Annotated in this window: 10 protein-coding genes; 6 read left to right on the top strand and 4 right to left on the bottom strand. The window is 67.7% G+C overall.

Annotated elements, in window-relative coordinates; translation table 11 throughout:
- Nucleotides 1-48: 48 nt before the first annotated feature.
- The 3 genes from infA to aat all read right to left on the bottom strand — a co-directional run bounded on the left by infA (nt 49) and on the right by aat (nt 2,057).
- A complete protein-coding gene (gene infA / locus QO259_RS11425; protein WP_013332816.1) occupies nt 49-267 on the bottom strand; it encodes a translation initiation factor IF-1 in 219 nt (72 codons plus the stop codon).
- 165 nt (nt 268-432) lie between these two features.
- On the bottom strand, nt 433-1,197 hold the full coding sequence (locus QO259_RS11420; RefSeq protein WP_285950069.1) for an arginyltransferase: 765 nt from the start codon (nt 1,195-1,197) through the stop codon (nt 433-435).
- Nucleotides 1,194-2,057, bottom strand: coding sequence for a leucyl/phenylalanyl-tRNA--protein transferase (gene aat, locus QO259_RS11415; protein WP_502949110.1), 864 nt, complete (start codon nt 2,055-2,057; stop codon nt 1,194-1,196). The genes QO259_RS11420 and aat overlap by 4 nt, the downstream gene beginning before the upstream one ends.
- Here aat and QO259_RS11410 point away from each other — a divergent pair.
- From QO259_RS11410 to lolA, 3 genes are all read left to right on the top strand, one after another.
- Nucleotides 2,048-4,057 carry a methyl-accepting chemotaxis protein gene (locus tag QO259_RS11410; protein ID WP_285950068.1) on the top strand — a complete coding sequence of 670 codons (2,010 nt, stop codon included), beginning with the start codon at nt 2,048-2,050 and terminating at the stop codon, nt 4,055-4,057. The genes aat and QO259_RS11410 overlap by 10 nt on opposite strands.
- A 204-nt stretch (nt 4,058-4,261) precedes the next feature.
- The gene (locus QO259_RS11405; protein ID WP_285950067.1) at nt 4,262-7,957 is read left to right on the top strand and encodes a DNA translocase FtsK; all 3,696 of its coding nucleotides are present in this window, start codon (nt 4,262-4,264) and stop codon (nt 7,955-7,957) included.
- Nucleotides 7,958-8,012: 55 nt separating this feature from the next.
- Nucleotides 8,013-8,657, top strand: a complete 645-nt coding sequence (lolA, locus tag QO259_RS11400) for an outer membrane lipoprotein periplasmic chaperone LolA (protein WP_285950066.1) — start codon at nt 8,013-8,015, stop codon at nt 8,655-8,657.
- 102 nt (nt 8,658-8,759) lie between these two features.
- On the opposite strand, the gene QO259_RS11395 is transcribed toward lolA, so the two are convergent.
- On the bottom strand, nt 8,760-10,097 hold the full coding sequence (locus QO259_RS11395) for a replication-associated recombination protein A (protein ID WP_285950065.1): 1,338 nt from the start codon (nt 10,095-10,097) through the stop codon (nt 8,760-8,762).
- 357 nt (nt 10,098-10,454) lie between these two features.
- On the opposite strand from QO259_RS11395, the gene QO259_RS11390 reads away from it, so the two are divergent.
- The 3 genes from QO259_RS11390 (at nt 10,455) to murI (ending at nt 12,860) form a co-directional block, all read left to right on the top strand.
- Nucleotides 10,455-11,003: a hemerythrin domain-containing protein gene (locus tag QO259_RS11390; RefSeq protein ID WP_035476854.1), complete on the top strand. Its 549-nt coding sequence runs from the start codon at nt 10,455-10,457 to the stop codon at nt 11,001-11,003.
- Nucleotides 11,004-11,113: 110 nt separating this feature from the next.
- A complete protein-coding gene (locus tag QO259_RS11385) occupies nt 11,114-12,013 on the top strand; it encodes a LysR family transcriptional regulator (protein ID WP_285950064.1) in 900 nt (299 codons plus the stop codon).
- A complete protein-coding gene (gene murI, locus QO259_RS11380) occupies nt 12,006-12,860 on the top strand; it encodes a glutamate racemase (protein ID WP_285950063.1) in 855 nt (284 codons plus the stop codon). Before QO259_RS11385 ends, murI begins: the two co-directional genes overlap by 8 nt.
- Nucleotides 12,861-12,927: the final 67 nt, after the last annotated feature.

The raw sequence follows: 12,927 nt of genomic DNA, 5'->3' as shown, positions 1-12,927 counted from the left end.
TAAACAGGCGGGAAGCGCGTTCCCGTCAGCGGGGCCGAAGGGCAGGGCTCAGCGCGAGCGGTAGACGATGCGGCCCTTGGAGAGGTCGTAGGGGGTCAGTTCGACCTTGACCTTGTCGCCGGTCAAAATACGGATGTAGTTCTTGCGCATCTTGCCGGAAATGTGGGCAGTGACGACGTGGCCATTTTCCAGCTCGACGCGGAACATGGTATTGGGCAGCGTGTCGACGACGACACCCTCCATTTCGATATGATCTTCTCGTGCCATATAGGCGATCCCTCTTGGGTATTGGTTGGCGGACCGCTCGGTCGGCCGTCGACGCACACCAACGCGAACGGCGGCGATGCCATCCACGATCAGCGACGAGCCCGACCCGGGCCTCTGAAGTGCGCGATATTATGGGCCATCTCGACGCCGAAGGCAAAAAGCGGCTCAGGTCAATGCCGTCACCGGCACTCGTCGCTGCCAGCGGCCGCCGTCGAGGTACTCCAGCGGCTGATACGCCTGCTTGTAGCGCATCTTCTGGCTCTCGCGAATCCAGTAGCCCAGGTAGACGTGGGGTAGGCCCCGGCGGCGCGCCAGTTCGATCTGGCTGAGCACCGCGAACACGCCGAGCGAGCGGCGCTGCAGCGCCGGATCGGGATCGAAGAAGGTGTAGATCGCCGAGAGCCCATGGCCCAGCAGGTCGGTGGCGGCGACCGCGATCAGCCGTTCGTCGAGCCAGAATTCGAGCAGCTTGGCGAATGGCTGGGTCTGGGTCAGAAACTGCCGGTACTGCTCGCGGCTGGGTGGAAACATATCGCCATCGGCGTGGCGGGCACGGATGTAGCTTGCGTAGAGCGCGTAGTGGCGCTCGTCGAACAGCGTGGGGCGCAGCCGCGTGGTGATGTCGCGATTGCGCTGTATCAGCTTGCGTTGCGTGCGCGAGGGGGAGAAATCTTCCACCGGAATGCGCACCGAGACGCAGGCGCTGCAAGCACCGCAATGGGGTCGGTAGAGGTTGGCCCCGCTGCGCCTGAAGCCAAGCAGGGTCAGGGCGTCGTAGACATCCGCGGTGGGCGGCTCCTGCGGGTCGAGGAACAGCGTCGTCGCTTCGCGGCCGGGGAGATAGCTGCAGGGGTGCGGCACCGTCAGGAAGAAACGGAGATCGCGTGCCTGACGCTGCGCTGTGCTGCGGTTCGCATTGTCGCTGCTCACGGGGGCTCCGGGGGCCAGAGGCCGGCTGGGGTGGGTTGGTCCACGCTCTTCTCAAGGTAGTCGATGAACGTCTCGCGGGCGATCTCCCGGGCGCCCATGCTGGCCAGGTGCGCGGTATGCATCTGGCAGTCGATCAGTGGGAAGCCGTGTGCCTCGAGACGGCGTGCGAGGGTCACCAGCGCGACCTTGGACGCGTCGGCGCAGCGGCTGAACATCGATTCGCCGAAAAAGACCTGGCCCAGCGCGATGCCGTAGAGCCCGCCCACCAGCTCGCCGTGGCGCCAGGTCTCGACGCTGTGGGCGTGGCCCAGTGCGTGCAGGCGGCGGTAGGCGAGGGCCATCTCGGCGTCGATCCAGGTGCCGCCACTGCCCACGCGCTCGGCCGCGCAGGCGTCGATGACCGCATCGAAGGCATGATCGAAGGTGGTGGTGAAGCCGCCGTTGCGCAGGCGCTTGGCCAGGCTGCGGCGTACACGAACCTCTGACGGGAACAGCACCATGCGCGGCGCAGGCGACCACCACAGCAGCGGATCGCCCTCACCATACCAGGGGAAGATGCCGCGGCGGTAAGCGGCCAGCAGCCACTCCGGAGTCAGCGCGCCGCCGGCGGCGAGCAGCCCGTTGGGCTCGTCGAGTGCCTGCGAGACATCGGGAAACGCGATAGGGGCGGGGGGAGCCAGCGCAGCATGCAGCCTTCCTGTGGGTCTTGCGGCCGCGGAGCTGCGACCGCCTGGCGAGAATTCAGGGAACGTTAAGGTTTGCGCATCCGTTGCCGATAAGACGCCTGATCCTCTGACAATCGTGATCCTCTGACAACTCCGATCTTTCTGACGACAAGGTAGAACAATCGATGGCGGCAATTCGACAACGGCTGCGCCATGCGGGTATCGGTACCAAATTGGCGCTGATCGTCGGCCTGCTTCAGGTCGTGGTATTGCTGGGCCTGGCCGTTGCCATGGCGCAGACCAGCAGTAGCCAGCTACGCAAGGCCACCGAGCACGAACTGGCGACGCAACAGGCATCCATCGCCGATATGCTATCGCTCTTCGACTATAGCCTGCAGCAGCAGGCCAATCGCTTCCTCGACATCTTCGCCGATCAGTACATGGGGCGCTTCGTGCTGCTGCCCGATCAGCAGGTCGAGGTGGCCGGGCGTCAGACCCCGATGCTCAAGGATGGGCTCGAGGTGATCAACGACAACACCTGGAAGCTCGATCGCTTCACCGAGCAGACCACCGCACCGGCGACCATCTTCGCCCGTGATGGCGACGACTTCGTGCGCGTGTCGACCTCGCTCAAGGATGCCGACGGCAAGCGCGCCATGGGCACGCTGCTCGATCGCGGCTCGCGCAGCTATGCCAGTCTGATGGCGGACAAGACCTACACCGGCCTCGCCACGCTGTTCGGCACCGCCTACATCACCAAGTATCAGCCGATACATGATAGTGATGGCAAGGTCATCGGCGCGCTCTTCGTGGGGGTCGACATCAGTGCAGAAATGGAGAAGGTGCAGTCGCAGATTCGCGGCATGAAGATCGGTCAGCAGGGCTACACCATGCTGATCGCCGCCGGTGGCAAGCGCGCAGGGCAGGTGCTCGCGGGCGGCCCCTACGAGGGCACCGACTTGCGTCAGGGCGAGCGCGCCGCTGCCTTCGCGCCGCTGTTCGACAAAGCCTCCGGCGAGCTCGACTATACCGCGGATGGCGAGCAGCGGCTGTTGGCGTTCACCCGCTATCCGGACTGGCAGTGGGTCATCGCCGGCTCGGTATCGATGGACGAGATCAACGCCGGGGTGATGGCTGCCCGTGACCGCTTCCTGCTGATCGCGGTGGGGATCGCGATCCTGCTCAGTCTGCTCCTCTACGTCATCTTCAAGCGGCTGGTCTCGCGGCCCATGCAGCGCACGGTGGAGCTTGCCCGGGCGCTCGCCGAGGGTGACCTGTCGCAGCGTATCGACAGCCGCCGACGCGATGAAATCGGCCAGCTGGTGCTGGCGATGAACGGCATCGGCGACGGCCTCGAGCGGATCGTGCGTCAGGTGCGCTCGGCGATCGAGGAGACCGACGGGCATACCCAAGAGCTGGCTGCAGGCAACGCAGACCTCTCGGCGCGCACCGAATCCCAGGCCTCGAGTCTCGAGCAGACCGCCGCCAGCACCGAGCAGCTCAACGCCACCGTGCGCCAGAATGCGGAGCGCGCCCAGGAGAGCGACGCCCAGGCGAGCCGTACCGCCGAGGCCGCCGGGGATGCGCAGAAGACGGTCGACTCGACGGTCGAGGCGATGCGCCGTATCGACGAGATGGCCAAGCAGATCGCCGACGTCGTCGGGGTCATCGACAGCATCGCCTTCCAGACCAACCTGCTGGCGCTCAACGCCTCGGTCGAGGCCGCCCGCGCCGGCGAACAGGGGCGCGGCTTCGCGGTGGTGGCGCAGGAGGTGCGTAGCCTGGCCGAGCGTTGCGCCAACTCGGCGCGCGAGATCAAGGGGCTGATCGGGCGCACCGTGGAGGAGGTCGAGAGCGGCAATCTGCAGGCCGCGGAAGCCGGCGAGCAGGTCGCCGCGATCGTCTCCCAGATCGAACGTATCAGTACGCTGATGGCCGAGATCCGCCTGGCCTCCGAAGAGCAGTCCCACGGTATCGAGCAGATCAACGTCGCGGTGTCGCAGATCGACGAGACCACGCAGAGCAACGCCGCACTAGTGCGTCAGTCGAGCCGCTCGACCCAGCAGCTGAGCGAGCAGAGCCGGCGCCTGAGCGAGACCGTGGCCCTGTTCCGGCTGCGTGAGGGCGGTGGCAGCGATGACTCCGCGCTGGATGCGGCTGATACCCCGGCGTTGCCGGGACACACGCCGGCCTGACCCCACCCCCGGCGCCGCACTCGTGCCGGGTGCGGCGCCCCCCTGTGATGTCGACGCGGGCCCCGGTATGATGGCGGGTCGAGGAAATCGGCCCGCCGTCGCGGGCCGGTGGTTCATCGCCGCCGACCCGGGCGCCACGGCAAGCCCACGGGAACGCGGCCGTTGAGGCGTCCTGCCGGAAGCAGGCGCGAGGGGGTTGAGCGTTTGAGTGCCAAGAGTTCGGCCAAGAAGGGCCGTCGTTCATCTGCGCAAGCCAAGGAACAGGCACGCCGTGTGATCATGCAGCTCCAGGGCGTGACCCGCGAAGGCGCCGTGATTCTGCTGCTCGCGATCTGTGTGTTCCTGCTGCTGGCGCTGTTCAGCTATCACCCCGGCGATCCTGGTTGGTCGCATAGCGGGCCCGACCAGGATATCGCCAACTGGATGGGCCAGATCGGGGCCTGGCTCTCCGATGTCCTCTATTCGCTGTTCGGCGCCAGTGCGCTGTGGTGGCCGGGCATGTTCGGTCTGGCGGCGTGGCGCATCATGCGCCAGCACCAGGTTCAGATCGCCTGGGACCCGGTCGCACTCGCCGTGCACACCGGTGGCCTGGTGCTGCTGTTGATGAGCACCACCACGCTGGGTGACCTGCATTTCTATAACCCCGCCAGCGATCTGCCCAACCAGGCGGGCGGTATTCTCGGCATGGGCATTGCCGGTGGGCTGTCGCAGCTGGTCGGCGTGCATGGCACCACCCTGATCGCCATCGCCGCCTTCATGTGCGGTTTCACCCTGTTCACCGGCATGTCCTGGCTGACCGTGATGGATGAGCTGGGCAGCTCTTGCCATCGCCTGTTCCAGTGGCTGCGGGCACACAGCGCCGAGCGCCGCGAGGTGCGCGACAACCGCCGTGCCGAGCAGCGGGCCGAACGTGAGCAGATCGAGCATGAGCAGAGCGCAGCCGAAGAGAGCGATACCGCTTACTCAGCGTCCACCACCGCGGTGGACAAGCCGCGCTGGTGGGCGCGCTGGCTGCCGTGGCAGCGCGCGCCGGATCTCGAGCAGTGGGAGGCGGAGCCTTCGCTGGGCGCGGCGTTGCAACAGGAGTCGGCCTGGGAAGGGGCTGTTGGCGAGTCTGACAGCGGCCAGCGCCAGTCACGCTGGCGCCACGACGGCAGCACCGATATTCCCTGGGAGGTGCCCGAGCGCACGCCCTCGGCCAAGCAGCCCGATGCCGCCTATGCCAGCCGCCAGCAGCGTGAAGAGGCGCGCGAGCCGACGCTGCACGAGCGCCCGCCGGCTGGTGCCGCCTCTGCGCCCCGCAGCGAGACCGAATGGCGGCCCGCGCGCTCGGCCACACCGCCGCCGCGACGCCGCGAGGACTCTCCACGTGAACCCAGTCTGAATCCGCGTGAGCCGACATTGGCCCCGCGCGAGCCGACGCTAGCCCCACGCGAGCCCACATTGACCTCGCGCGAGCCCGCACCGGATAGCCCGACCGCGGATGCGTCGAAGCCGCAGGCGGCGTCGCCGACTCGAGAAATCCCGGATGAGGACGCCGTGCGCGCGCCGTTCCGCGCCGATGTCACCCGCCGGCGCATCCCCGAAGCGTTCCAGGCGTCGTCGATGGCGCCCGAGGAAAGCGGCGCGGAGACCGGTGATCACCCAACTGCCAGCGAGACAGGCGCCGAGATGGCAGACCCCCGTGGCGAGCCGGCCGACAGCGGCCGGCTCTCCGCGGCGGAGGACGAGACCCCCACCGCGCACTGGGGGCTGCGCGCCGAGCGCCACGAGGCGCCGGCCGGCTGGCGCCATGCCCGCGCCGCCAATGAAAGCGGTTCTGATGGCAACGGCGCCGAGATGCCGCGCCGCGATGAGGATGGTACCCGCGGTGCCTCGGCACGCCCCGGGCCCGCCGAGCCGACGCTGGGCGCGTTCGCGGCTGGCCTGGGCAGCGATCTGCCTGACGCCGGGGCGCGTGAACCGAGCCTCGACTGGGCGCGCGGCGGTGCGGACGAGTCGCGCTTTGTCGCGCCGACCCGGCGCGAGCCCACGCATTGGGGGCTCGATGACGTGCACGCAGAGACGCAGGCCGATGAGCCGCAAGCCGAGGAGCGTGATGCACCGGTCGAGCGCTCGCCGCTGCCGCCGGGAAGCGCTGCCAGCATTCACGCCGATGGCGCCGATAACGCCCTGGCGCCGTGGCGTGGCGATGCCGAAGAAGCGGATTGGGACGAGGCTGCCGACAGCAGCGAGGACGCGGCCAGGTATCATGCCGACGCACCGGCACCGGCACCGCGCGGCGATATGGCGACCGCCGAGCAGGCGCGGGCGGCGGCGGATGATCAACCGACGCTGTGGACCGTAGAGCATCTGCAGAGCCAGCGTCCGGCGTTCGATGACATGCCCGAGCCCACTGGCGAGCTGCCATCGATCCGGCTGACCACGCCGGCCGACCCGGAGCAGCCCAACTACACGCCCGAACAGCTCGCCGACATGGCCGAGCTGCTGGAAATGCGTCTGCGTGAGTATGGGGTCAAGGCCGAGGTGGTCGAGACCTGGCCGGGGCCGGTGATCACGCGCTTCGAGATTCGTCCCGCGGCCGGGGTCAAGGTCTCCAAGATCAGCAATCTGGCCAAGGACCTGGCACGCTCGCTGATGGTCAAGAGCGTGCGCGTGGTCGAGGTCATTCCCGGCAAGCCCACGGTGGGGATCGAGATTCCCAATCCGAACCGGGCGATGATCCGCATTCGCCAGGTGCTCGACTCCGATGTCTATCAGCAGGCCGACTCGCCGGTGACCCTGGCGCTGGGCCAGGACATCGGCGGCAAGCCGGTGGTGGCCAACCTCAACAAGATGCCGCACCTGCTGGTGGCCGGCACCACCGGTTCGGGCAAGTCGGTGGGGATCAACACCATGCTGGTGTCGATGCTGCTCAAGGCGACCCCGGACGAGGTGCGCATGATCATGGTCGACCCCAAGATGCTCGAGCTGTCGGTCTACGACGGCATTCCGCATCTGCTGGCACCGGTGGTCACCGACATGAAGGAAGCGGCCAACGCGCTGCGCTGGTGCGTGGCCGAGATGGAGCGGCGCTACAAGCTGATGGCGGCCATGGGTGTGCGCAACATCGCCGGTTTCAACGCCAAGCTCGACGAGGCCGAGCGCCACGGCGCCCAGGTTCAGGACCCGCTGTGGGAGCCGCAGCCGTGGGAGATGCACCAGCAGCCGCCGACGCTGGCCAAGCTGCCCTATATCGTGGTGGTGATCGACGAATTCGCCGACATGTTCATGATCGTCGGCAAGAAGGTCGAAGAGCTGATCGCGCGGCTGGCGCAGAAGGCGCGCGCCGCGGGTATCCACCTGATTCTCGCCACCCAGCGGCCCTCGGTGGACGTGGTCACCGGCCTGATCAAGGCCAACATCCCCACCCGCATGGCGTTCCAGGTGTCGTCGAAGATCGATTCGCGCACCATTCTCGACCAGGGTGGTGCCGAAAACCTGCTCGGCCATGGCGACATGCTCTATCTGCCGGCGGGGGCAGGGATGCCGCAGCGTGTCCACGGCGCCTTCGTCGACGACGACGAGGTCCACCGCATCGTCGAGGACTGGAAGCGGCGCGGTGAGCCGGAGTACATCGAGGAGATCCTCTCCGGTGGCGTCTCCGCTGACGCCCTGGCCGGGCTCGAGGCCGAAGGTGGCGACGGCGAGGATGCCGAACAGGATGCGCTCTACGACGAGGCGGTGCAGTTCGTCACCGAGAGCCGGCGCGCCTCGATCTCGGCGGTCCAGCGCCGCTTCAAGATCGGCTACAACCGCGCCGCGCGGCTGGTGGAGGCGATGGAGCAGGCCGGCGTCGTCTCGTCGATGGGCAACAACGGCTCGCGCGAAGTGCTGGCGCCGCCACCGGTGGGCAACTGAGCCGCCATCCCGCTGTCCAAGGATCATGTTCTCTGCACTCAGACAAGGAATGCCCATGCGTATGATGAAGAGCCTGGCCGCAGCCGGCGTGCTGCTGCTGGCGACCCAGGCGGCACACGCCGACCCGGCCTCGGTCGACCGCCTGACCCGGCTGCTCGAACCGCTCAAGACCTACTCGGCGGATTTCGATCAGCAGATCCTGGACGCCTCGGGCTCCAGCCTGCAGGACACCAGTGGCCATATGTGGCTGTCGCGGCCCGGTCACTTCCGCTGGGAGGTCAACGAGCCCTATCGCCAGATCGTGGTCTCCAACGGCCAGGAGGTGACGCTCTACGACCCCGACCTCGAACAGGCCACGATCCAGCCGCTCGACGACCGCGTCACCCACACCCCGGCGCTGCTGCTCTCCGGCAGCGCCTCGGAGCTGGCGCAGAACTATGAGGTGACGGGCCAGCAGCAAGGCACCGGCGAGACCTTCACGCTCAAGCCCAAGGCCAACGACACCCTGTTCGAGCAGCTCAAGCTGACCTTCTACAGCGAGAAGCTGGGCATGCTGCAGATGACCGACAGCACTGGCCAGCGCACCGCGATCAAGTTCGACGACGCCGAGGTCAACGGCAGCATCGACCCGGCCAAGTTCCGCTTCGAGATTCCCGCCGGCGCCGATGTCATCCGCGAGCAGTCACCTGCTTCCCCCTGAGCCTTGTTGCGGCCCGTCCCCCGGGCCGCCCGCTCGCCGCTGCGCTCATGTTTGACCCACTGCCGCCGTATGGCCGAGCGCAGGCATTTTGCAAACACCCTCTCAAGCCTGACGGTCGGCCTCACGGTCGAGCTCGTCACGCCACGCCTGCATCTGCTGGTAGCGCTTCTCCTGACCGAATTCACTGGGCACGTAGAAATTGGCTTTGGGCAACGCTGCTGGCCAGCAGTCGTGGGCGCTGCCGGCGGGGTAGCCGTTGGGCTCGTTATGGGCGTAGCGGTAGCCCTCGCCGTAGCCCAGCGACGCCATCAACTGGGTCGGCGCATTGCGCAGATAGACCGGTACTTCGAGATCGGCATGCTCGGCCACGAACGCCTTGGCCTGAGCCCAGGCCTGATCGACGCGGTTGCTCTTGGGCGCGGTGGCGAGATGGATGGCGGCGTGGGCGATAGCGCGCTGGCCTTCGTAGTCGCCCAGGCGCAGGTAGGCGTCCCAGGCGGCGATCACCAGCGGCAGAGCGCGCGGGTCGGCGTTGCCGACGTCCTCCGAGGCGATCGCGGTGAGCCGGCGCACCACGTCGAGCGGGTCGCCGCCGCCGCGCATGAACTGCGCCATGTAGAGCAGCGCGGCGTCCGGGCGTGACGAGCGTATCGACTTGTGGATCGCCGAGAGCAGGTCGTAATAATGCTCGCCCTGCTTGTCGAAGGCTGACGCCTGATGGCCGATCACCTCGACCACGGCGTCGCGCGCCAGGGTCTCGCCATGCTCGTCGCGACCGGTGAAGTCGCAGGCGGTCTCGAGCAGGCCCAGGGCGCGCCGGGCATCCCCCGCCGCGGCGCGGGCGAGGATTGCCAGGGCTTCGTCGCTGGCGCGGATGTCACGCAGGCCCAGGCCGCGCTCGGCGTCGCCCAGGGCGCGCTTGATCACCCTGATCAGCGCCTGCTCGTCGAGCGCCTTGAGCACGTAGACCCGCGCCCGCGACAGCAGGGCGGAGTTGACCTCGAAGGAAGGGTTCTCGGTGGTGGCGCCGATCAGCGTCAACAGCCCCGATTCCACGTGCGGCAGCAGGGCATCCTGCTGGCTCTTGTTGAGGCGGTGTATCTCATCGAGAAACAGCAGCGTCTGACGCTCGCGCAGCCGCGCCTCCTGGGCCCGCTCCACCGCGGCGCGGATCTCCTTGACCCCGGCCATTACCGCCGAGAGCTTTTCGAGCCGGGAGTTTGAAGCCTCGGCGAGGATGTCGGCGAGGGTGGTCTTGCCCACCCCCGGTGGGCCCCACAGGATCATCGAGCGCACGCTGCCGCTCTCGGCCATGCGCCGCAGGGGTTTACCCGGGCCGACCAGCGCTTCCTGGCCGACATAGTCGTCGAGACTTGTCGGCCGCATGCGGTAGGCGAGCGGCACATTGTCCTGGGGGGCGCTATCGGCAAACAGGTCCATCGGCGTACTTCCGGTTTGCGCTCGGCAACGAGCGGGTACATTTCACTACGCCAATCGCGACTTAAGGCGTAGGGCTTTCTCTTCCAAACCCGCTAGGGTAAGACAGTCGGGGCCGGTCGCGTCGGCACGCCCGCGCCATACCAGGTGGCGTCCTGGCAGTGTGAACGGCCCATGGTCGATTCTACCCAAGTGCGTCCCGACACAGTATGGCCGGCCAAGACACTACACGCTGGCCTTCGAGTGCCGCTACACTAGGATCTGAACGAAAAATCCGAGGTCTCGGCACGCTGGTTGTCAGTCTCGCCGCTTCACGCTCGTCGCCATAGCCGCCGCACGGACAGGAGAACTCCCATGCCCATGCTGACCCAACTGCGCCAGGATCACGCCAACATGGCGCGTCTGCTCCACGTGCTGCAGCTCAAGCACAAGACGCTCGCCGATGGTGAACGCCCCAACTTTCGCCTGATTCGGGAGGTGGTGGACTATATTCTCGACTACATGAGCGGCTTCACCATTCCGCTGGAGCGCATTTGCCGCGAGCAACTCTCCGCCCGGGCCAGCGACACCGACGCGCTGTTCGCTCGGCTGGCGGAGGACTATCAGCATCTGCATGAGCAACTGATGCGGCTCTCCAACGACATCGACATGATTCTGATGGATGGGGTGATGCCGATGGACAAGTTCGCCGAGGACCTGCGTGCCTATCTCGACGCCCACCGCGGCTATCTGCGCGCCGAGCGCGAGGAGCTGTTCCCGCTGATTCGCGAGCACTTCGACGATGACGACCTGGCGCGTCTGGCCGCCGAGATGCCGCCCCAGGCGGAGTCCGAACTGTCGCGCCTGCAGGAGGCCTACCCCGAGCTCTATTCCGAGTTCCGCGACGCGCCTTCCCCCCTCGAATCCTGATCACGACGGACCGCCGGTCCGCACTGCGTGATGACCCGATGACGATCGCACTGCGCGATCGTCATCGCTTTGCGTAGAATGGGCGCCCGACAGTGTCAGAGGGAGCCGGGATGGATCGGCTACAGGCGATGCAGGTGTTCCGGGCCGTGGTCGAGGCCGGCAGCTTTGCCGGCGGCGCCCGCCGGCTGGGCGTATCCAACGCCATGGTCAGCAAGCAGATAGCGCGTCTCGAGGAGAGTCTCGGGGTACGCCTGCTCGCCCGTACCACGCGACGGCTGCAGCTGACGGCGGAGGGCGAGCGCTATCTGACCACCACCACACGGCTGCTCGACGAGCTCGACGAACTGGAGGCGGGGCTGGGCGAGCAGCGCGGCGAGATTCGCGGACGCCTGCGCTTGTCGGCGCCCATGGATTTCGGCGCTCAGGCGCTGATGGTGGCGCTCGATGCCTTCGAGCAGGCGCACCCCGCGGTCACCCTGGAACTGGTGCTCGAGGATCGCCACGTCGACCTGCTGGCCGAGGACTACGATCTGGTGGTGCGGATTGGGGCGCTCGAGGATTCGAGTCTGATCGCCCGGCCGCTGATGCGCATGCCTTGCTACCTGTATGGCGCCCCCGACTACCTGCGCCGTCACGGCACCCCCGATCATCCGCAGGCGCTCAAGCACCACCGCTGCCTCCATTACACGCTGGCACGTCAGGGGCCGCAGTGGACCTTCGAGGTCGACGGCGAGCCGCAGCGGGTGCGTTTTCGCCCGGCGCTTGCGTGCAACAACGGGCGCGCGCTGGTCCAGGCCGCAGCGCTGGGCATGGGGCTGGTGGTCAAGCCCGCCTTCCTGGGTGAGCCCGAGGTGGCGGCAGGGCGTCTGGTGCGTCTGCTCGAGACGTTTCCGATTCCTGCGCTCGACGTGCATCTGCTCTACGCCGAGCGTGACTTCATGCCGGCGCGCCTGCGCGCGCTGATCGAAACGCTATTGACCCACTTCGCCGGGAGCCCGACCCATGCGTGATGCGCTGATCTTCGACTCCGGTGTCGGCGGGCTCTCGGTGAGCGCCGAGATCCGCCGTTGGCTGCCCCAGCTCGGCCTCGACTACGTCTGCGACAACGCCGCCTTGCCCTATGGCACCAAGCCGGATGCCTGGCTGGTGGCGCGGATCGTTGAAGTCTGTCTGGCGGCCTGCGCCGAGAGCCGACCGCGGGCGCTGGTAATCGCCTGCAACACCGCCAGTACGCTGGCGCTGGAGGCGCTGCGCGCGCGCTTGACGATCCCGGTGGTGGGCACGGTGCCGGCGATCAAGACCGCCGGGGAGGTCAGCCGTTCGCGGGTGATCGGCGTGCTGGCGACCAGCGCCACCCTCAAGCGCTCGTATCTGCAGCGGCTGGTGGCCGATTTCGCCGCCGACTGCCGGCTCGTCGGCGTCGCCGCGGACACCCTGGTGGTCGCCGCCGAGCGCAAGCTGGCCGGGGGCGAGCTCGACCCCGAGGCGCTGGCCGCGGCGCTGATGCCGCTATGGCGGGAGCCGGCTTTGGACACGGTGGTGCTGGGGTGCACCCACTTTCCGCTGCTGCGCGCCGAGCTCGAAGCGCAGGCGCCACGCCCGATCCGCTGGATCGACTCGGGGGCCGCGATCGCACGCCGCCTGGGGCAGGTGCTGGGTGTCGCGCCCCTGGCTGCGCCGGCGGCCACCCCGCCGGCGGCGACGACCGGCGCCAGCTGGGCGACCGGCGCCGACGCCACCGGGCTGGCCACGGCGCTGGCCGGGTTCGGCTTCGCCCCGCCGCGGGCGCTGCCGACGGTCGCTATGGTGCCCGCAGACACTGCTAAGGAAGCACTGCATAAATGCCTGCGCGAGTGAATCGCTGCGTTGCGCGGTGCTCGAAGACTCGCCTAACCCCATGTTATGTCTCGCCTTCTGTGCTCCG

The sequence above is a fragment of the Salinicola sp. JS01 genome, assembly GCF_030284585.1.
Lineage (GTDB): Bacteria > Pseudomonadota > Gammaproteobacteria > Pseudomonadales > Halomonadaceae > Salinicola.
The sequence above is the reverse complement of the archived record's forward strand: the minus strand, read 5'-3'. Positions and strand labels throughout refer to the sequence as shown.